General features: G+C 46.9%; 15 protein-coding genes and 1 rRNA gene. 4 read left to right on the forward strand and 12 right to left on the reverse strand.

What is annotated here, in order from left to right:
- The 12 genes from GK047_RS29305 to GK047_RS22655 all read right to left on the reverse strand — a co-directional run.
- Window positions 1-58 (reverse strand): 16S ribosomal RNA (locus tag GK047_RS29305); the annotation flags it as partial.
- Between the two features lie 601 nt (window positions 59-659).
- Window positions 660-2,681, reverse strand: a complete 2,022-nt coding sequence (gene ligA, locus GK047_RS22605) for an NAD-dependent DNA ligase LigA (RefSeq protein ID WP_163952025.1) — start codon at window positions 2,679-2,681, stop codon at window positions 660-662.
- A gap of 32 nt (window positions 2,682-2,713) precedes the next feature.
- Window positions 2,714-5,053, reverse strand: a complete 2,340-nt coding sequence (gene pcrA / locus GK047_RS22610; protein ID WP_163952027.1) for a DNA helicase PcrA — start codon at window positions 5,051-5,053, stop codon at window positions 2,714-2,716.
- A gap of 3 nt (window positions 5,054-5,056) precedes the next feature.
- Complete coding sequence (pcrB, locus tag GK047_RS22615; protein WP_163952029.1) at window positions 5,057-5,752, reverse strand: heptaprenylglyceryl phosphate synthase; 696 nt, start codon at window positions 5,750-5,752, stop codon at window positions 5,057-5,059.
- A 248-nt stretch (window positions 5,753-6,000) separates the two neighbouring features.
- Window positions 6,001-6,465, reverse strand: a complete 465-nt coding sequence (locus GK047_RS22620; RefSeq protein WP_163952030.1) for a hypothetical protein — start codon at window positions 6,463-6,465, stop codon at window positions 6,001-6,003.
- Between the two features lie 182 nt (window positions 6,466-6,647).
- Window positions 6,648-7,511, reverse strand: coding sequence for a spore coat protein (locus tag GK047_RS22625; RefSeq protein ID WP_163952033.1), 864 nt, complete (start codon window positions 7,509-7,511; stop codon window positions 6,648-6,650).
- A 27-nt stretch (window positions 7,512-7,538) separates the two neighbouring features.
- On the reverse strand, window positions 7,539-7,760 hold the full coding sequence (locus GK047_RS22630) for a hypothetical protein (RefSeq protein ID WP_163952035.1): 222 nt from the start codon (window positions 7,758-7,760) through the stop codon (window positions 7,539-7,541).
- Window positions 7,761-7,889: 129 nt separating this feature from the next.
- Window positions 7,890-8,822 (reverse strand): DUF4340 domain-containing protein, encoded by a 933-nt coding sequence (locus tag GK047_RS22635; RefSeq protein ID WP_163952036.1) that lies wholly within the window; start codon window positions 8,820-8,822, stop codon window positions 7,890-7,892.
- On the reverse strand, window positions 8,819-10,207 hold the full coding sequence (locus tag GK047_RS22640; RefSeq protein ID WP_163952038.1) for a GldG family protein: 1,389 nt from the start codon (window positions 10,205-10,207) through the stop codon (window positions 8,819-8,821). Before GK047_RS22640 ends, GK047_RS22635 begins: the two co-directional genes overlap by 4 nt.
- Before the next feature lie 5 nt (window positions 10,208-10,212).
- A complete protein-coding gene (locus GK047_RS22645; protein ID WP_163952040.1) occupies window positions 10,213-10,929 on the reverse strand; it encodes an ABC transporter permease subunit in 717 nt (238 codons plus the stop codon).
- Window positions 10,922-12,013 (reverse strand): ABC transporter ATP-binding protein, encoded by a 1,092-nt coding sequence (locus tag GK047_RS22650; RefSeq protein WP_163952042.1) that lies wholly within the window; start codon window positions 12,011-12,013, stop codon window positions 10,922-10,924. The genes GK047_RS22645 and GK047_RS22650 overlap by 8 nt, the downstream gene beginning before the upstream one ends.
- Before the next feature lie 261 nt (window positions 12,014-12,274).
- Window positions 12,275-14,806: a U32 family peptidase gene (locus tag GK047_RS22655; protein ID WP_163952044.1), complete on the reverse strand. Its 2,532-nt coding sequence runs from the start codon at window positions 14,804-14,806 to the stop codon at window positions 12,275-12,277.
- Between the two features lie 253 nt (window positions 14,807-15,059).
- Between GK047_RS22655 and GK047_RS22660 the strand changes: the two genes are divergently transcribed.
- From GK047_RS22660 to GK047_RS22675, 4 genes are all read left to right on the forward strand, one after another.
- Window positions 15,060-18,290, forward strand: coding sequence for an FG-GAP repeat domain-containing protein (locus GK047_RS22660; protein ID WP_163952046.1), 3,231 nt, complete (start codon window positions 15,060-15,062; stop codon window positions 18,288-18,290).
- A 46-nt stretch (window positions 18,291-18,336) separates the two neighbouring features.
- A complete protein-coding gene (locus GK047_RS22665) occupies window positions 18,337-18,594 on the forward strand; it encodes an acyl carrier protein (protein ID WP_163952048.1) in 258 nt (85 codons plus the stop codon).
- Between the two features lie 7 nt (window positions 18,595-18,601).
- Window positions 18,602-19,801, forward strand: a complete 1,200-nt coding sequence (locus GK047_RS22670; RefSeq protein WP_240344111.1) for a hypothetical protein — start codon at window positions 18,602-18,604, stop codon at window positions 19,799-19,801.
- Between the two features lie 76 nt (window positions 19,802-19,877).
- Window positions 19,878-20,780 (forward strand): hypothetical protein, encoded by a 903-nt coding sequence (locus tag GK047_RS22675; RefSeq protein WP_163952050.1) that lies wholly within the window; start codon window positions 19,878-19,880, stop codon window positions 20,778-20,780.
- Window positions 20,781-20,873: the final 93 nt, after the last annotated feature.

Genomic DNA, 20,873 nt, shown 5'->3' on the forward strand with positions numbered 1-20,873 from the left:
GCATGTATTAGGCACGCCGCCAGCGTTCGTCCTGAGCCAGGATCAAACTCTCCATAATAGTTAAACCTATTTGAAAGCTTAATTGCTCATTTGCGTTGCTAGCGAGATTTGCATCTCTTTTTTGGTCACTTACGTGACCTGCTGATTGTTCACTTATTTGTTCAGTTTTCAAGGAGCTTTATTGCGTTACCGTTCAAAGCGTTAGTGCATCGCTCTTGCGGTGACAAGAACATATACTATCAGGTTTCAAAACCAAATGCAAGTATATTTTAATATCCATTATTCAACATTTCGAAAAACCCTTTTACTTTGTCGTCCAGACACCTAAGCATGCATTGTTCTCAATAAACGAAAACCTCCTAATCCTATCATGAACGCCATTTAACTATGCCCCACTAATCTGGTTAGCACCCACTCCCTTGCTTCAAAGAGACGCAGTCAGGTTACAAAACAGCGGATTGTTACACTATAACCAAATAACCAAGCCGTCTACCTTCTATATTTCTTTCCCTCCCTTGGGCTTGAAAGATAAAGGACCTCTCGGACACCTGCATGTCGATAGGTCCTTCGTATAAAAATTCGTTCATAACATATCAATACTTCTAACGTCTGGTTTCAAAATTTCCACCTAAACATCACAACACAAGTTGGTCAGACGGTTACGCTTCGCCTAGAAGCTGCAGAAGCTCCTGCTCATCATCAATAATTCTAATACCCAGGTCTTGCGCCTTCGTTAACTTGCTTCCAGCACTTTCACCTGCAATAACGATATCCGTTTTCTTAGAAACACTTCCGGTAATTTTGGCCCCGAGCGCCTCAAGCTTCTTGGCTGTTTCATCGCGCCCCATGGTGCTGAGTGTGCCTGTAAGAACAATCGTTTTACCAAAAAACGGATTATCAGAGCTTGCTTGAATGACAATCGGTTCCTCCGAGACTGGATTGACCCCTGCTTCCAGCATCCTTTGAATGCTCGATACCATAACGGGATCATGGAAAAATGTAACGATGCTATCGGCTACAATGCCGCCTACATCTGGAAGCATAATTAACTCCTCAGGTGTAGCCTCCATTAATTTAGCTAAGTTGCGGTAATGATCCGCCAATACTTTAGTCGTTGTTTTTCCTGAATTCGGAATTCCGAGCGCATACAGGAAAGAAGCGAGGTCGCGAGATTTACTTTTTTCTAAGGCGTCCAAGAGGTTCTTCGCTTTCTTCTCTCCGAAGCGATCAAGCTTCACGAGGTCTTCGAATTGAAGGGCGTACAAATCAGCAGGATCACGAACATCTAGCTCTTGATGAAGCTGTGAGGCGGTCATTTCGCTGAAAAATTCAATATCCATCGCGTCGCGCGAAGCAAAATGCGCCATACGTCCGACTAGCTGCGGACTGCAGCCAAGACGATTCAAGCAAAATAAATGCGCACCACGCATTTCCAATTCACTACCGCAGGAAGGACAATGAGTCGGGAAGAGGATCTCTTCGCCGTCGTTATCCTCGGTTACTTTGCCCAGTATTTCAGGGATAACATCATTCGACCGACGAATATAGACAAGGCTGCCCAGAGCATGCTTAAGATTTTTGCGCTCAATGTCGCCAACGTTGTTAAGCGTACAGTTCTGTACAGTCACGCCTGCCAAATCAACGGCCTCAACACGGGCTAGTGGGGTGATTTTACCTGTACGGCCTACTTCCCAAGAAACGCTTTGAAGAATGGTGGTTGCCTCTTCCGCTTCAAACTTGTACGCAACTGCCCAACGAGGAAATTTCTCCGTGTAGCCCAGCACTTCTCGCGTACGGATGTCGGTGAGCTTAATGACGCTTCCATCAATTAAAAAGTCAAAGCTATGACGCTCCTCAGCAATGCGCTCCAACTCGGCTGAAACGTCTTCCATATTCGTGAAAAACCGCGTACGATCGCTCACTTTAAAATGGTTATCTCGAAGGAATTGAATCATATCCGCATGGTTATCAAATTGGACATCGTCGGAAAAACCAACATTATAGAAGAAAGCGTTCAGCTTACGCTCTGCGGTCGTTTTGGGATTCAGGTTCCGCAGCGCTCCAGCGGCTGCGTTTCGGGCGTTTTTGAGTGGTTCCGCAGCTGTCTGGTTGTAAGCCTCCAGTACAGAAAGGAACATCATCCCCTCTCCTTGTACCTCAATTGTCCCCTGATCGTAAGGAATTTCTAACGGAATGGTCTTAATCGTCTTGATCTGCGCTAAAATTCCCTCGCCCACAGTACCATTGCCACGGGTGGAAGCTTGAATGAGCTGCCCCTTCTCATAAGTAAGATTGAGCGTCAATCCATCGAACTTCAATTCTACGACGTACGAAGGCTCAGGAAGTGGCTGTTCTGGATTCTTACTATTGTATTCGCCAATCAGCTTCAGCACACGCGTGTGCCAAGCTTGTAGATCCTCTGCATTTTGCGCCTTATCGAGGCTCCATAGGCGTGAAAGATGGCGATGTGGCTCAAAGCCTTTGAGAATATCCCCGCCAACTCGCTGTGTAGGTGAAGAGGGCAGGGTAACCCCTGTCTCTTTTTCCAACGTGACTAGTTTATCGTAAAGCGCGTCCCATTCCTGATCCGAAATGGTAGGCTTATCTAATGTGTAGTAATTACGGTTATGTTGATTAATTTCTTGGATGAGGGCTTTCATTGCCGCGATGGCATCTGTCATTACGGGCTCTTCCTCTCTATGTCGATATGCGATTAGGATTCTTTCGTAATCGGTGCGAATTTCGCTAACAGGCGCTTGAGCCCGACTGGTGCCGGGAAAGCAATTTGAAGCTCGGTATCATCGCCTGAGCCTTTGACGGACACGATGGTGCCGATGCCCCATTTGCCATGGGACACTTTGTCGCTGGCTTTGTAGTCCGTCACCGCGCCGCCCGCTGCGGCCTGCGGAGCCCGGAACGCTGTGGGTCTAGGGCTGGCTGCCGGGCTCGGAGCTGCCGTACTGGAGCCCGACCGACCGAAGGAGGACGGTGTGCCCCATGCGGACGAGCCAGTGGATCCGCGGCTCGCTGAGCTTCCAGCACCGCTGCTGCCCCATGAACTGGTGCGGCCAGCTCGCGAGAAGCTACCGCCCCCGCCCATCGAGACATTCTCAAGGAGTTCTTGCGGAATCTCCGTAAGAAATCTCGAGGGTGCATTAGCAGCGGTGCGACCAAAGAGCGTGCGCATACGCGCGCACGTCAGAAAGAGCTCTTGCTCAGCGCGCGTGATGCCTACGTAGGCAAGTCGGCGCTCCTCTTCCAGTTCTTCATTGTCGGAAAACGCACGACTGTGCGGAAAGACGCCTTCTTCCATACCGATAATAAAAACAACCGGAAATTCAAGCCCTTTGGCGCTGTGCATCGTCATCAAAACGACAGCATCCTTCTCTTCCTCACTCTTCTCCTTATCCATCGTGTCGATATCGGCAATCAGCGCCAAGTCAGTCAGGAACGAGATGAGTGACTTATCTTCATTACGTTTTTCAAAATCCATCGTTACAGACAAAAACTCTTCAATATTTTCAAGTCGCGCCTTAGATTCAATCGTATTCTCACGCTGCATCTCAAGCCTGTACTGCGACATCTCCAATATTTTCTCCGTTAACTCGGTCACTGATAAGTATTCAACCATCCGATTAAGGTTATCAATCATTTCTCGGAAATCCGACAAAGCATGTTTCGCTTTCGTATTGATTTCGAGCGCCTCGACTTCCTCTAGCATCGCGTAAAGAGAAATCCCTCTGCGTCCTGCCATGTCGGCTAATTTATCCATGGTGGTACCGCCAATGCCCCGCTTCGGCACATTCACAACTCGATTTAAGCTGATATCGTCATCTGGATTAGAAATGAGGCGTAAATAAGCCAAAATATCTTTAATCTCTTTGCGATCATAGAACTTCACGCCGCCGACAATTGTGTAGGAAATATCCGATTTAATCAAAATTTCCTCAATAACCCGGGACTGGGCGTTTGTTCGATAAAGAATGGCGTGATCGGCAAATTTTTTCCCTTTTGACTTATTCTTATTGATTTCACTCGTAACAAAATAACCTTCTTCATGCTCGGAGTCAGCTTGATACAGCTTAATTAGATTACCGCCTTCTTTATCCGTCCAAAGGTTTTTTGGCTTACGCCCTGTATTGTTCGCAATAACTTTGTTAGCCGACTGCAAAATATTCGAGGTAGACCGATAATTTTGCTCTAACAAGATCGTCGTCGCATTAGGGTAATCTTTTTCAAAATTAAGGATATTAGTAATATCAGCTCCGCGCCAGCGGTAAATGGACTGGTCACTATCGCCCACAACGCAAATGCGCTTATGTTTCTCAGCAATCATCTGGCATAACATATACTGTGCACGGTTCGTATCTTGATACTCATCAACATGAATATATTGAAACTTATTTTGATAAAAATCCAGCACTTCAGGAACTTCCTTGAATAATTGAATCGTTGCCATAATTAAATCGTCGAAATCAAGTGAATTATTACTTCTGAGCTTTTTTTGATACAAGGAATATATCTTAGCTGTAAGGCCTTCAAAGTAGTCACCTTGCTTATTTTCTAATTGCTGCGGGGTAATGAGTTCATTCTTTGCTGTGGAGAGCGCGGCTTGAAACGCCTTCGGTTCAAACTTCTTCGTGTCGATATTGAGCTCTTTGCAGCAGGCCTTAATGACGGAGAGCTGATCTCCGGAATCAAGAATCGTAAAGTTCGAGGAGAATCCGATTCTTGTAATATCTTTGCGTAGAATCCGCACGCACATGGAGTGAAAGGTAGAAACCCAAATATCCCTTCCGCCTCCGCCAACAAGCTTGCCTACTCGATCCTGCATCTCACGGGCAGCTTTATTCGTAAAAGTAAGAGCCAGGATGCTCCAAGGTGCCGCCTTGCGTGTTCCAATTAAGTAGGCGATGCGGTGCGTTAGCACACGCGTCTTACCGCTGCCCGCTCCTGCCATAATAAGAAGAGGGCCTTCAACGGCTTCCACTGCTTTACGCTGCTGGGGGTTGAGCCTTTTAATTGCATCCAAGATATTTACCGTTTCGTTCATAATCTACCTTCCTGTTCTATCAAGGTTCACGGTCTGAAGCGCTTGCTCCAAATCCGTATAGATAACGTTTCCTACTACAATAATGTCTGCCGCCTCCGCTGCTTGCTGCGCTTTATCCAAGGTATCGATCCCGCCACCATAAATGAGCCGCGCATTCTCCAGCACACTTCGTGTACGACGCACCAACTCCATGTCGCCAAAAACGCCGCTGTATTCCAGATAAACGATTGGCATGCGGAACAGCTTGTCCGCCATGCGGGCATAAGCTGTAACATCTTTGGTATCCAAGTTCGTACGGGCTGAGGTGAGCTGCGCCGCTGTCGCTTCATGGTTTAATATGATATAACCCTCGGTTATAATTTCATCCCAATTCAAAATGGCACCAAATTCTTTCAAAGCGTCATGATGATGCCCTACAATCCATTGCGGATCATTCGCATTTAACACGACAGGTATCAAAAACAGATCAAATCCAGGCACGATAGCCTCTTGATTGGAGATCTCCAATACACAAGAAACTTCGTACTGACGAATTCGAGCCAAAAGATCCACTGTATTATCAAAAGTCACCCCGGTAGAACCGCCTACCATGATTGCATCTGTACCCGACTGACACAATCGATCTAACGCCTCGTCGGAGATTTCTTTGTCCGGGTCAAGCTTAAATACATGCTTCCACTTGCTTATATCGACAATCAATGGTTTCCCTCCGATTAAGCGGCAATTATGCCATACTACCACCAGTCTATGCTAACCCATTCCGGTGTGTCAAATGACAAAAGACGGGCTAATCACCCGTCTTTTTAAGCAATTTGTACTTTTCACGACCTGACGTATGCTGAACCACTTATTTACTAAAATACAAACAAGCGTTCTTGTATATGGAACCTTTATAAATAAAAGCTGAGACGCTTGGTCTCAGCTTCGGGTTTGCCTACGTTTAAGTCTTATTTAACTTCAATGTTAAATATTTTTTCAACGTTCGTATCTGAGTGATCATTTTGCTGCAGCTCGAGTTTGATTTCATGCTTGCCTGCAGTCAGATTGGTCAGCTTCACAGGAGCATTCGTACCAAGCATAGCTTTCTGCTTTCCATCCACATATAAGTGAAGATGACCTTCTCCTTGTACGTTCTTCTTATCCATATGGTCTGTCGATAGTTGAAAATTGCTAGTCTTATACGAAATGGTAGCATTCCGTCCATCTAGGTTGATCTGCGCATCAATACTAGGCTTAGTTCCAGCTGGCGCAGTTTTTATGCTGCTTTCTTTACTGGGCTGAGCCACTGTCGATGTTACTTTGGAGACTCCAGTCAATCCCGTTGCATCAGCTTCATCTTTAGAACCACAAGCTGTTGCCATTGCCCCTAGTATAATGAGTGAAGCTGCGCTATAAACCCACGTTTTTCTCATCAGTGATACACCCTTTTCCCCATAAGTTTGGACATCCTTAGTCTCTTATATATGTATGACAAGCTGATTCCATACCTTGAATATTGTGATCCCATAGAATTATGCGCCTAAAGAAAAACAAAAGGACGCCCTAGAGCCTGGGAGCTAAGGACGTCTTGACAAATACAAATTCAATTAACCGTTTAGAAGCTATAACGGCTTCCTTCTTGGTGTCTGCTTAAATATGAGCTTTCCCCTGTCGAATGCGAGCTTTGATCACTCGATTGATTGCGAGCATTTTGCGTTTGGTTGGCTGACTTGCCAGTCAAGCTAGTGATTTCCGAAGACGTAAGATCGGTAGTATTGTAGGCGGATTTATTCTCAATCCCTCCTGATGAAATACCACCTACTCCATAATCGGATGTAGAATATCCTTGATTTGGACTATATCCTTGATCTTGCAATACGTTATAGGGCTGCTGTTGATGCGTATTTGGGGAATTACTTGTATGCTGGGAAAAACCCTGATTGTAAACGGCATTCGGGAATGAAGTCGCATTAATGGTCTGTGCCGGTTGGAAAGGCGCCTGATGCAAGGCCGCAATCTGATTTTGGCTAGGGCTCTGCGTCTGCTGGTGTTGGGCTTGCGTTTGATTTACCTGCTGTTGGCTATGACCTTTGTTCACTCTACTTAAATTCTGTTGAACAAACGATTGCAGCTTAACTGAGGATTGGCTTTGTTTTTGTAGTTCTTGTTGAAGCTGCTGCTGAGCGGCAGGTTGAATTTCATAACCGCCCAGGCTTTGAATTTCTTGAAACACAGCTGACTGATCCTGCAGCGTCTTCTGCAAAAGCGTCTGGAACGTTTGTCGAACCTGCGGATTCGCCGCCTCCAAGATGGCTGTCGTATATTCACGTGCAGTACGCTTCAACTCAGACAGAACGAAGTTTGCAAGATCTTGCTCTTCTAGATAAACTTGCTGCTGTTGGCTTTGTTGATGTTGTTGGTTTCCATAAGCCTGCTGCTGGTAGGAATTTCGCTGATTTTGTTGGCTTTGCTGATACACGATTCAATGCACCTCCTGGTGTCCGAATTAATGGGTAATGCCAGATTGCTGCTGCAGGGTGTTCACGAGCAAGCTAATGTTTTGCAGGCGCTCTTGAGAAAGATGAATCAACGTCATCTTCAAAGATGGGCTTTGGGACTCAACCGCGCCTTGCACACAAAGCTTCGTAAGTAACTCCTCATTTTTCAGTGAATCCGATATGTAGGCTAGTTCTTTACTGGAAATGGTTTGGTTTCCTTGATTGTACATGTGAATGATTACCCTCCTTTCCTTTGTTACTAGTAGGCTTCCCAATTTATTCCGTTTTATGTAAGTTCAAAAAAGGTTCACAAAAAAACCGTCCCTCGCATCATTTCCTGCGGAGAACGGTCTTCTGTGTTAGGAGGCTGGTTGTTCCGGTTTGCCGGCGTAGGCATCTGCCACCTTTTGTATATCAGCGGTTGTGAGCATGTAAGCCCAATCCCCACCTTGTTTAGCTAGCCAAAGCATATCTTGGTTCAGCTTTCCTTCATAGGTCTCTGTAGTGTCCTTACCATCAATCGTTAATCCGAGTTCAACTTTGAACTCGCCTCCCACTGTCGCGTGTCCTGCCGATGGTTGTGGCAGCACTGCCGTTCGCAGAAAGGTCAGTTGATCTAGCAACGGACTCGCCTCAGAACCTTTCAATTCCTTATCACCGAGCTTCCAATTAGCTTCAGCAGTAACCTTGTCCTTATCCGTCTTCGCTAACGTCCAAGATTGGCCTTTCCAAGTCAGCTTCACGTTCTGCACTTTATCGTTATCTAAAAGAAACGGATTCGTCTGGGCGAAGTCCACAGACTGCTTGTTAAGTGCCATTAACGATTGGTCACTCACCTGATAAACAGCGGCAGATCCCTCTACCATGGCATAGGAATATCCTTGAATGGGAAGCGCCGCTCCAACCTGAAGTCCTTTTTTTGATCCATCCTTCATCGTAACTTCATACGTTTGCGCAGGGTGATCTAACCCATACTTAGCCAAATCCGTTGTCTGTTCCTCCACGACCTTCACTTGATTCACAAGACCGAGCGCGTCAAGCCAGCTACTGACCAAATTCGTGTTGGTAGGCGCAGCCGCCGGCTCCTTCATCTCCCAGCCATTGTTGATTCGACTTAACTCAACCTGCTGAGTACCTGCCTGCACATGAAGAGACTGGACCTGCTCTTGCTGAATCGTGAGAAGAGCTTTCGGTTCTTCTTTCTTTTCTCGGAAGAAGTCCTTGCTTGAAGCATACCAGAATCCTCCAATGCAGATGACCACTAACAGAATGGTAGGAATAAACCGTTTCATCCCCTTCTCCTCCTCCACCAAATCATTCCACCAATCACTAAGAACAAGAGCGGGAAGAACACGATTGTAATGATGAAAATGGTATTAGCTTGGCTTGGCGTTATAAGCGCCTGTTGAAAAGCATCCCCTTGACGCGGACGAATGGTCACTTGGTCCTTTTGCTCCTGTAACCAGCCAATGCTATTCAGCGCAAAATCTTTATTGCCTTGATTTTGAATATCTTCATCCAATACGAACGTCGATCCACCTAAAATAACAGCTTTTGGCTTGTTATCCTTATTTTGGATCGCATAACCAAGGTTCAATGGACCTTTTACATCTGCCGCATCCTGCTTCGTTTTGGATTGTGCCAGGAGGTTAATATCGGTTTCACCGTAAGCCTTGTCAGACGTTGTGAGCAGCACCGATTTCGTCCATTCCCCTGCACTTTCGTCAGCATTCAAGCTTACAGCAAGCGACAGCATGGTGATCAAATTGTTGCTAGCCAATTTATTCGTAATCTCATGAGACCCATATTCCGGAATAATCGTCAATGGATCATAGAGGGATGTTTGCTTCGGTTCAATGGCAACAGCATGCTGATCCTGGATACCGAACGTTTTCATGATCGAATCGATGTTTTTCCATTTCGTCGCCATATCTTTATTAAAGCCTAAAGCGATATAAATTTTCCCTTTATCCTTCAAATAGGTATTGATGAGCTCAGCCTCTTTGTCATTAAGGTCATTTTGCGGCCCCAGCAGCAGCAGCATTTGCGCATCATCTGGTATTTTACCCTCGCGATACAGGTTCAGATCCTTAACGACATAGTTAGAGCTTATTAGACTGCTTGTAAGGATAGTCATCGCATTTTGCGGATACTCTTGATGCCCTGACAACAAGTAGACCGTATGCTTCTCAGTAGAAGTCAGACTTGTAATTGCTTGGGTAAACTTCTCTTCGCCCGTAAACGTATACGAGCCGTCTTGTTGACCGTTAAATAGCTCCGCAAAGTTTACATTTTTCTTTTTGTCACCTAATTCAAAAATGAGCGTTCCGCTTTGATCGACACCATACTGTTTCGCCATCGAAGGCTGTTTCAGCATATCGTATTCATCATAAGTGATTTTGCCGCTTTGCTTTTTATACTCTGCAGCCATATCAGTTACCTGGCGAGTAATGAAATCACTGCCCGCTCCACTGTTCGTAAAGGCGATAATATGGATGTCTTGATTCAAATTTTTGAGTGTCGTTACCGTTTGCTCGGAGAGCGTGAAGCTCTTGTTCTTCGTCAAATCGAGCTGAAAGCCCTTCAGCGAATGAAGGAAGATCGTCAGAATGATGAAAATCCCGATAACGGCGATTGATAACACAGTCGCATTGGTTCCCCGTATCCACTTATTCATCCCGCTCACCTCCAACGCTTTCTTTCAAGAACTTGTATGCTAAGAACAAGGAATACAGCAGCTAATGAGATATAAAAAACGATGTCTCCGCCGTGTAAAACGCCTTTTTGCAGGTTAGACATATGGCTGGTTAACGAAAATTGGCTTACCCATTCCTTCAGCTTCCCGCCAAAGCTATCGCTAAGCCAATCAAGCAACCATAAAAGCAGTAAAATAACAAAGCCTGCTATACCGCCCACCATTTGATTGCTTGTCAAGCTAGAGGCAAATAGACCTACTGCCATCATCGCGCAGCCAAGCAGGAACATTCCTAGGTAAGACAGCCACATAACCGGCTTATCTAACGTTCCGAAGGCTGACATAATGAGCGGATAAATTAAGCTGATAGCTACGAGCCCTACTTGAACAACCAGTGTGGACAAGTATTTGCCCAGAATGATTTCACCGATGCCTGCAGGAGAAGTGAGCAGTAATTCATCCGTTCCTTGCCGGAATTCGTCTGCCACGAGCCTCATCGTTAGGAGCGGAATAATAAATAGGTATACAAAAGTTGTATTCCCTACAACAGAACGAGCATCCACAATCGGCGGCTGGCCATTGACGAAATTAATGTAGAAAAAGAAGCTCGACAGAAGCACGTAAAAAGCAAATGCCACGTAAGCAATTGGCGAATAGAAATACATTTGCAGCTCTTTGGAGCAAATGGCCCACATTCTACGCATTGGCGGCAACCTCCTCTTCATCCTCAGATGAGGAGCCCTGTTCAGCAGGTTCATCCGTTGTCAGCTTAAGGAAAATGTCCTCTAAGCTCAGGCTCTCCCGCTTCATCTCGAGAATCGGATAGCCGGCCTGGGCTAGGTGGAAAAATAGCGCTTCGCGGATATCGGAACGATCCGCGGAGGTCACGAGCAGCTTCACGGTTTCCGAGGAAGCAGTTGTCACCGCAGCATCGATAGGCTCATCGCTATCGATGGCCGTAGTACTGTCAGGAGCGTCTACGGACGCTGCTGGGTGCATGAGGCTCGGCGCAGCTTCAGCGCCGAGTTCTTTCACTGCCGCGACGGCTTCCAGCCCACGCAGCTCGGTCAAGATCCGCTCGCGAGGTCCCTTGACCTCAAGCGATACCTCGAACGTCTCGCCCATTGTGCGGCCGAGATGCTCCGGGCGCTCGTCAAGGACGACGCGTCCTTGGTTAATAATGAGAACGCGGTTACAGATCGCGTTAATCTCAGGCAAAATGTGCGTGCTCAGCAGCACGGTGTGGTTCTCACCCAGCTCGTGAATGAGCTGGCGAATTTCAATGATCTGCTTCGGATCGAGTCCCGAGGTGGGCTCGTCCAAAATGAGCAGATCCGGTTGGTGCAGGATCGCCTGCGCCAAGCCAAGACGCTGCTTGTAACCTTTGGACAAGGAGCGAATAACTTGCTTCTCGCGGCCTTGCAGACCAAGCTTGTCAATGGCCTCGCCAACACGCAGCTTCTGTTCCCTCGCAGGGACATCCCGCAGGTTGGCAATAAATCTTAAATAAGCTTGCACTGTCATCTCTGGATACAAAGGTGGCGTTTCTGGCAAATAGCCAATCTTACGTCGTGCCTGCTTCGGATGATCCGCCATTGAAAGTCCGTCTACCCATATGTGTCCATGTGTCGGATTCAGATACCCCGTAATCATACGCATTGTCGTCGTTTTGCCAGCACCGTTCGGCCCTAAGAAGCCGACGATTTCGCCGCGCTGCATCGAGAAATCGATGTTATGCACGCCGCGCTCATTTTCGTACAGCTTGCTGACCTGTTTGACCTCAAGCATCGAAGATCCTCCATTCATAACATTCGTTCATATAAACCATCATCACTATACCCTTGGAACAATAAACCAACCTTAAGCAAAACTGAAAAATAGATTAAAATAATATGTCTAAATTGTGAACAAGATAGCTTGTTCGGATATAACCATTCAGCAATACTAAAAAACCTCAACACTTGCCTCGCATACATGAGCAAGGACGTGTTGAGGTTGCTTTTAAGAGAATTCAGCATGCGATCTAACATGCAAGCTGTTTTTTTCAAATTATTTAACAAGCTGACCGCGCGTAACTCCAAGCTGGTTAGTCGCTTTCAACGACTTCCATACTTGTGTTCCGCTGATTTGACCGGCAATAGCACGACTGTACAAGTCAAGAATCTCACGAACCTTATCCGGCGTCTCTTCAAGAAACTCAACACGGAAAGAACGAATACCTAGCTCCATAAAGTGGCTCAAATACTCTGCGCCCGATTGATCGACTGCATTGTAAACCGTATTCCGGCAGCCTTCGTCCACGCGAACTGGATGCGACATGCCTACGCGATCTTGCAAGGACACGCTGTGGTCCTCACAAGGACGACCACAGTTCGTGAAATCTGTGCCTTCACTCAGGAACGTACAGTATACACAATGTTCCGTATGGAACATCGGCATATGCTGATGAATCACGACCTCAAGCTTCGATGTTTCCGCTCGGCGCAGCAAATCAACCATCTGCTGGATATTCAAATCATAGGACGGAGTTATCTTGGAAAGCCCTGCTTCCAAGAACAATGCCGCCGTCTTGTGATTCGATACATTCAGCGAGAAGTCACCGATTAACTGAGGTTTCGGTGCGTTAAGATTCTCCCACTGATGTTTCAGGAAGAAGTACGCTGCGCCCGTATTGCGTACAAGCACGGCATCCGGATTAAGCTTCAATATATGGTTAAAGTAGCCTGTTTCCCCTGGCATATGAATTCTCGGCGTCACTAGCGCGATTTTGCGACCAGCGGCACGAACGGCTTCCACCGCGGCGGGGAACTGCTTAATAAATTCAAAATCGGCATAAATAAAATCAATCTCGGTTGTTTCCAGCACAGCCTTCACCTGATCCAGATTACGGCAAAGCGCAGTCAACTGAACCCCGTCCTTATCAGCAGGAACGGTACTGGAAGTCTGCTGCTGAGCTGAAGGTTCGCGCACATCGTCGTAAACGCCGACGATTCGCTTCTGATAAGCGCGAGGCTTCTGACGCTCGTCTTCCATCAGTTCAACAGCCATCCGACGCATGCTGTTCAGCTCGCGCATCGGAACGATTAACTCTCCCGTCAGCTGGACATCCAACTGGCTGAGCTCATAAATCGTGCCGCCTAGGCGTCCGAACTGCTCCTGGAAGAGCTGTTCGTCCATGGGACGCTTCTCCGCGCGAACTAGCGGAAGCTCGGATTGTACGAAGACAGTATGTCCGCCTCGGATATCTGTCCACCAGCTTTTCAGCGGCTCGCCTTCAACACCGCTTACCTTCAAGCTGACCGGGAACGTCCGGTAAGGCTTCTCGGTCTCGTACGTTTGGCGCAGACGCTTGTCCAGATGCGGATCGTTCGTTTTCCAAATGCGATCGCCTACGTGCAGACGGTTTAAATTCACATCATTCCGTCCTGGAATAATTTCAATCATTCCGCCCTCGGCCTCGCCTTCGATCTTCTCTCCCTTGCGGCGCAAATCGTAGATGCGCCCACCCTCTTCTTTCTTCGTTGGGTCCCCCGCATCGAACACAATCCCGTCGCCGCGCTTCAAAGGCGCTTCCAGCTCGCAAATGACGCCATCACGCAAAATCTGCCTGATGCGACCCACAAACACTCCACGACTCTTCGGATATGTACCCTCTACGAGTTGCTTATTGTTGGTCCCATTCAAGAAGCCAACCGTAAAACCACGCGAAAAGCTTTGCTCCAATTCACGCAGCTCTTCTTTCGTTGGGCGCGGATTCTCCCCATCGAAATACCGATCAATCGCGCGACGATATTTGCTCACGACGTTCGCAACATATTCAGGGGTCTTCAAACGTCCCTCAATTTTGAAAGAAGTCACGCCCGCTTCAATGAGCTCCGGCACCAGTTCCAGCGCCGCTAAATCTTTGGGAGACAACAAGTAGGCTACATCGCCCATTGGCTTTTCCACACCGTCAATCATCAGATCATAAGGCAGTCGGCAAGCTTGCGCGCATTCCCCACGATTCGCGGAGCGTCCTCCCCACATTTCCGAGGTGAGACATTGACCCGAATAAGAAACACACAACGCGCCATGTACAAATACTTCCATTGGAAGCTTTGCTTGATCGCCAATCTGTTTGATTTGTTTTAGGTTATTTTCACGTCCCAAAACAACCCGTTCAATATCAAACGGCTTCGTAAACTCAACAGCTTCTGGTGACGTAATCGTCATCTGCGTTGAACCATGAATCGGGAAATCCGGCGAGATTTCGCGAATCAATTTTACAAGACCGAGATCCTGAACAATCACCGCATCAACCCCGGCGTCCACGCAAGCTTCGATTAGTTGTTTCGCCTCATTTAATTCTTCCTCAAAAACTAGGATGTTAAAAGTTAGAAAACCTTTCACGCCATATAGATGAAGAAACGACATGATATCGGGCAATTCGTCCATCGTAAAGTTGTGAGCTCGCGCCCTAGCATTGAATTTCTCAACGCCAAAAAACACGGCATCCGCACCATTGGCCACTGCCGCCCTCAGGCAGTCCCAATCCCCGGCCGGGGCCAGCAATTCTATATCTTCTCTGCGTATCGTACGCATGGCAGCAAATCCTTTCACAAATAGATCCTTAAGTCACACTTAGTCTTCCTCAAGTCTTCTCTTTAGTGTAACAGAAAGGGTGGCAGGGAAGCTAGGGAGGGAGTAATTTGCAAACTTACCCACTTTCCGACACACGTCAACCCTTTTCCAAACGTTGCCTCTGGGATATATAACCCGTTAGAAGTTAACAAACCCCTTTATCAATGCTATAATGGCGAGGATAGTGACCATTTTAGTAATTGAGGGATATGTGTTGGTTTTGTCGAAATTTCATTATAAAAAGCTGCTTATCGGAATCGTCCTTGGATTCATTTTACTTGTTTCCTTGCTTTATTTCTTACCTAAAATAGACAGAACAAAGCTGCTCTATGCAACGAGCGGAAACACCTATGACTCAGCAGCCTACGGAAATTTTCAGCAAACCTTGCAAACCGGCGTTCGAATTGAACGTCAAGACCTACATACCTTATCAGGAAGCAAGCTGAGGCAGTACAGCGCTATTTATCTCGATCCTGCCCTTGGGCAAGCTACAGACTGGGCTGTGCAATCACCTAAGCTTACGCAATACGTCAAGGATGGCGGACATTTACTCTTGGAAAACACGTTCGCTAACAGCTTTGCGACGGCATTCCTCGGAGTTGAACAAGTTCTTGATTTGAAAACCGTCCGAGCAGCAAGTATCGCTGCCCCTGACTTTGCCGCTGGAGCGCCTAACTTTGGTTTCCCTCAGGTTCCCTTGAATCTGCAAGGCTTACAGCAAGTAGTTAGGTTATTTACGGAGAGCTATTTCAAACACAACACGTTGGATAACACACCTGGCTTCAATTGGGGTTATGGTTTCGTCCCATCCTCTGCGCAAACGATTGTGACGTTAAATCAGACGCCAATAAGTATCGTTAACCAAGTGGGTAAGGGCACGGTGCTCATGAGCAGCAATTTCTTGCCGAACCGCTACTTTCCGACTGGCTACGACATGCGAAGCGGAATGGACCCGAACCAAGGCTTTGCGCAGCTTGCAGACAAGTACAAAGCGGAGAGCAAACCCCTAGCCGGAACATCTTATTTCAATAAAAGAGAGCTACCGATTGAGCCCTATTTTAACTTCACTTTTGCAGCGGCTAACATGCAATATCGCAGCGAGCTGCTCGCCTATGTGTCCAAAGAAACACTTGGCTATAGTATAAAAAAAGTACTCGGCCCCTACGGCCGGCCAGCTATGGCTTTCCAAAACCATTTTGAGGCCATGCCGGCCATTCAGCAAAAAGATGGCATCGCTTGGGCTGAGCTTCTGAAAAAGTATGACGAGATTCCCTCATTTACACTAGTGCGTAACGCCTTCTATTGGGGGCAGTGGCGCGAGAGCTTGACCGTTCAGCTCAACAGCGGAACGAACGTTCAACCCAAATTCGCCGGGGAGCTTGCAGGCTCCGGCTATGCAAGCGGGCTGCACATAATGGCTGAAGGCAAGCCGCTGCGTCAAGCTTTGTTCCCTCAATATCGCGATCTGGCAAGCGCGATTGAGCTGCCTTACCGCGCTTACCCAGCCACTGCGGACTTGAACGGCGACGGCCGCAGCGATCTGCTGGTCGGCAGCGCGGATGGATTCGTGTATGTTTACACGAATCAAGGGACTCAGGCAGCGGCTTATGCGAGTGAGCCGCCGCCCGATGGCCTTGTGCTGCCGGATACGTTCGGCGCACCTGAGAAGTTAAAGCTGGAGTCGGGCGAGTCGCTCCAGCTCCAGCCCTACAGTACCGTTCACGCGGCAGACGTGAACGGGGATGGCCGCAAGGACCTCGTCGTTTCCGACGAGTCCGGCGCAGTTCGGTTCCTGCCGCAGCTTGCTAGCGGTAAGTTCGGCAAGCCCGCGGCTGTGCTCGCGGGCGGGAAGCCGTTGCAGCTGCCCGGAGGGCCTGCAGCGGCGGCCGTCGCCGACATCCATGGCGACGGCAAGCTTGACCTCGTCCTAGGCGAAGCCGATGGACGAGTGCGCCTGTACAAAGGCCGCAGCGCGGCTGGCCTGGATCTGGAAGAAGGCAGCGTGATCATCACGCTGCCCCGCAACGCCACGAACGCGGCGCCAGCCGTGCGTGATATGAACGGCGACGGCCGACCGGATCTCGTGGTCGGCAGCAGCGACGGGGACCTTCAAGTGTTTCTCCAAGGCGCAGACGGCGCTTGGAAGGCACAAGGTCCGATAGAGGGAGCAACTCTTAACCAAGTCGGCAATTATGCTTTGGTTGTAGGACATAATACTGTCCCACTATGGTTGGATCTCAATCACGACAGCAAAGACGATCTCATTGTTGGCAGCATCGAATTCGGATCTCCTGTAGCAATCGACGATCCGCAATTTCCTTATCAAACGGAATTGAAAGCATTCATCGAATACGCGCAGAACAATCATTTGGATCTGAATCCGCATGTATTTGTACATAATTTCAAAAACAACGAACAGGAACGAACCGAATTAGCCCTCCACAAACAAGCATTCGATAAGCTTGGTATCCCTTGGCTGCGTCCAGGAACTAATCAGCATACTTGGCGCATCAATAATGAGGACCAACAACAAACCTTGCGAAGCGAACAACAACAAAGCATGTGGTATAATTTCGGCTTCCTACCCTCTGAATCACCGGTTATCGCTCGGCCCGACTCGATATGGTCACTCCCTTTTCTGCTTCAAGACCAGCAAGGAAGTTCAGACCAGACGATGTTGATTCATACACCTACACCGGTGCTTAGAACAGGAGACTATTCGACAACGGATGTTTTCGAATCTATGGTTAAACTTGATATGCCGATTGATTATTTCGAGCACATCGAGTACCATTTTCCCGTACCTGCCAAGATTAATGATTTAAAGGAATTCGCAGATTATTTTAATAAGCTTCGAACGAAGCATGATTATAATTTTATGACTGAAACTCAAATGGCCAAATCTTTTTTGGCAGCGATGAAAAGCGATGTCACGGTCAGCCAGTCTTGGGCTCAGTATTTATGGGATAAACTAAAAGATCGTCTGACTGGCGGCAGCCCTCATTGGCATGCAACGTTAACGCCAAATACGGCACATGTGCCAGATTTGGCAGACGAGTACGCACATACGCTTGGCGTAGTTATTGAAAAGGGCGAAAAATTAGCCCCCTACACGCTGCAAAGCGACTCCGATATTTATACAACATTGGACAATCGCTTTTATGTCGGCCTTGCTAGACCTTCCTTAGTTGGTATTGGGCCCACCCAGGATCGTTTACATGTCGTACGCTCTAATATGCCCTTTGCTCTTACTCCCAAAGGATCTACTTATCAGCTAGAATTAAAGTCTTCTGGTCTCCAACAAGTAAAGTTGTACAGTCCTTATGATCTGCTTTTTGATAGCAAAGAGGCTAAAATTGAGTATGACGCCTTAGCACGCACGTATACAATTACCCGCTATGGCGATTCGACAACAATTATTTTTTCGAAGGCGAAATCACGATAACCGCCTTCCTTCACTTTTATCTACACATATCAGGAGGCTTACCATCATGTTTAATGAAGATCTTATTGCACAGCTAGAGCAGCATATTCGCGAGCGTTATGAAATTGCTGAAGACGACGACGATTTTGATGTTGACGTTCATTTATTTGATTATGGGTTTATCGATTCGATCGGCGCTACGGCACTGATTGCCCATATCGAGAAAACATATACTATCCAAGTGACGAATCAGGATTTAATGCTGTACACAATGAATACCGTACGCGAAATTGCTGATTTCATTTCCAAGAAGACTGCGAGGTAACTGACCCATGATGGAGTGTAAGATTTCTTTAGAACGTTTAGCTGAAAGTCAACATGGACAAGTAAAGTATGCCTCATCTTTCGTTGATGAGCACATTCAAGAAATTGCTCTTGTTGATAACCATATCCTTATTACACATAACTCACCAAATGGAAATGACACGATCATCGAACGAGTGGAACGCCTCATTGAGCGCTTCTCTCATGGTGATTTTGGCTTTAAAGAAAACATTCTGTTTGAACATAAAGTCGATACCCCTTATGAGGGCGATATTATCGCTGAATTGGTTGATCGCAAAGCGATTAAAGTGCTGGAGCCTGGACTGTTCATATTCCGTGAGCCTTTCTCCAGCTTAATGAGATTTTTCGACTACTCCTTCGTAACAAAAATCGCCAAAAAATTCGAAGGCATGCAAGAAGAGTCTTACCCGGCTGTCATTCACAGTCATACGTTAAATAAAACAAACCACTTCACGTCATTCCCAGAACATATTCATTTCTTAACGCATTTACGTGAGGACCTGGATGTTATCGAATCGTTCTCCCAATCCATCCGTGAAGCCGGTGGTTGGAACAAAGATCAGCCTATCGAGCTAGATCGCAATATGGTGAAGCCGAATTTTACAATGAATCCATCCACCTGCTATCACTGTTATGAAGGATTAGAGAATGAAACTCTTGAAGGCGACGGCATCGTTGTTACTGCCATTGCGAAATGTCACCGTTTCGAGTCTAAAAACCATACGGATTTCGGCCGACTGCTTGATTTCTCAATGCGGGAAATTATTTTTGTAGGTAAACCAGACTTTGTCAAAGAAAATCGTCTGAAATCAATCGAATATTTGAAAGAACTCGCAATTGAATGGAATGTAGACAGCATGATGGAGGTCGCTAACGATCCCTTCTTTACGAATGATTTCCAAGTTAAGGCATCCTTCCAACGTAACCAAGAGATGAAATATGAGCTGCGCCTGACGATTCCGCATGTGAAGAAGTCTATTGCATGTAGCTCCGTAAATTTCCACAGTAACACCTTCGGTAATGCGTTTAATATCAAAATGGGCAAAAGGAATGCTGTTACGGGTTGTGTCGGCTTCGGCATTGAGCGTTGGGCATTTGCATTCTTAGCGCAATATGGTCTGGACGAGCAGCAATGGCCGGCGACGTTCCGCGAGCAATACCATGCTTGGCAGGAGAAGGAACTCTAAGATACACTTCTTTCTGTCTTCTATATCCCAGCTTATCCGATCTTTCATCCAATATAATGATAATGAGTGATATCCATTGAAGGTAGCATCGTTTCTCCAGAAAAATAGCTTCGTTCTCGGTCTGCTGCTAGCATTTGTTGTTTCCGACCTTCTAGTCTCTTGGTGGAACCCTATGGCTAGCTCCCGCCGTTTTTACAAAAATGACTTTACTAAAACGCTCTACCACCACAGCTGGTCCCAATCGGGGCCGGTTTTCTTCGGTAATTCATCTGTTACGGGTGCTTACATCGAAGAGAAGTCCGCTGCTCATTTAGTTGAAATGGGACTGTCTTACGGCAAGTTAACCGATCTACAAGACATTCTGAAACATAATCTATATCAGGTCCAAAAAGAACTTGTCATCGGAATTGATGTTCACACCATGCTGGATTCACTGGAAACTGATCCTACTTATCAATGGTTTAAGCCTGTGTATCAGCCTTATGTGTATACGTACCGTGACTATTTCCGTGATTCGGGAGAAGAGTTTGCTAAAAACTTGTTAAAGGGCAGCCTCGCTTATGAACCGCGGTGGATCGATAAAGAGCTATATCCAGGACGCAAGGATAACACTTTTCTAAAGAGTAAATGGGACGATTACGACAAGCGCTTTGGCTCCATGACGCTCAAGGATTTTAAAGCGAATTTAACCGCACTAAATTGGATCATTAACTATGCGGATGAGCATCAGCTTTCACTGCGTGTCATCTGGATGCCATGGAATAAAGACTATGCGGATCCCCCATATGTCACTTCACTCAAACAAGAAGTAAATCGCCAGCTTGAGGCTGCGAATGTACCTACCCTTGATTTAATGCATACGTACGACCCTCGTTATTTCCATGATCTTGTGCATCTCAACCGAGAAGAGGGCGCTCCGCTGTTTACGAAGGAGGTTGACGCATGGTTAAAATCCTTAGAAAAACCATCGAGGTCCTAGTCTATCTCGTCATGCTTTACCTGGTTTTCATTTATTTTACCGGCAAGGGCCTGTTTATTTACGAGAAGTTCTAGTCATCTAGGTCGTCAAGCT

The sequence above is a fragment of the Paenibacillus sp. SYP-B3998 genome, from assembly GCF_010820665.1.
Classification (GTDB): Bacteria; Bacillota; Bacilli; order Paenibacillales; family NBRC-103111; genus Paenibacillus_E.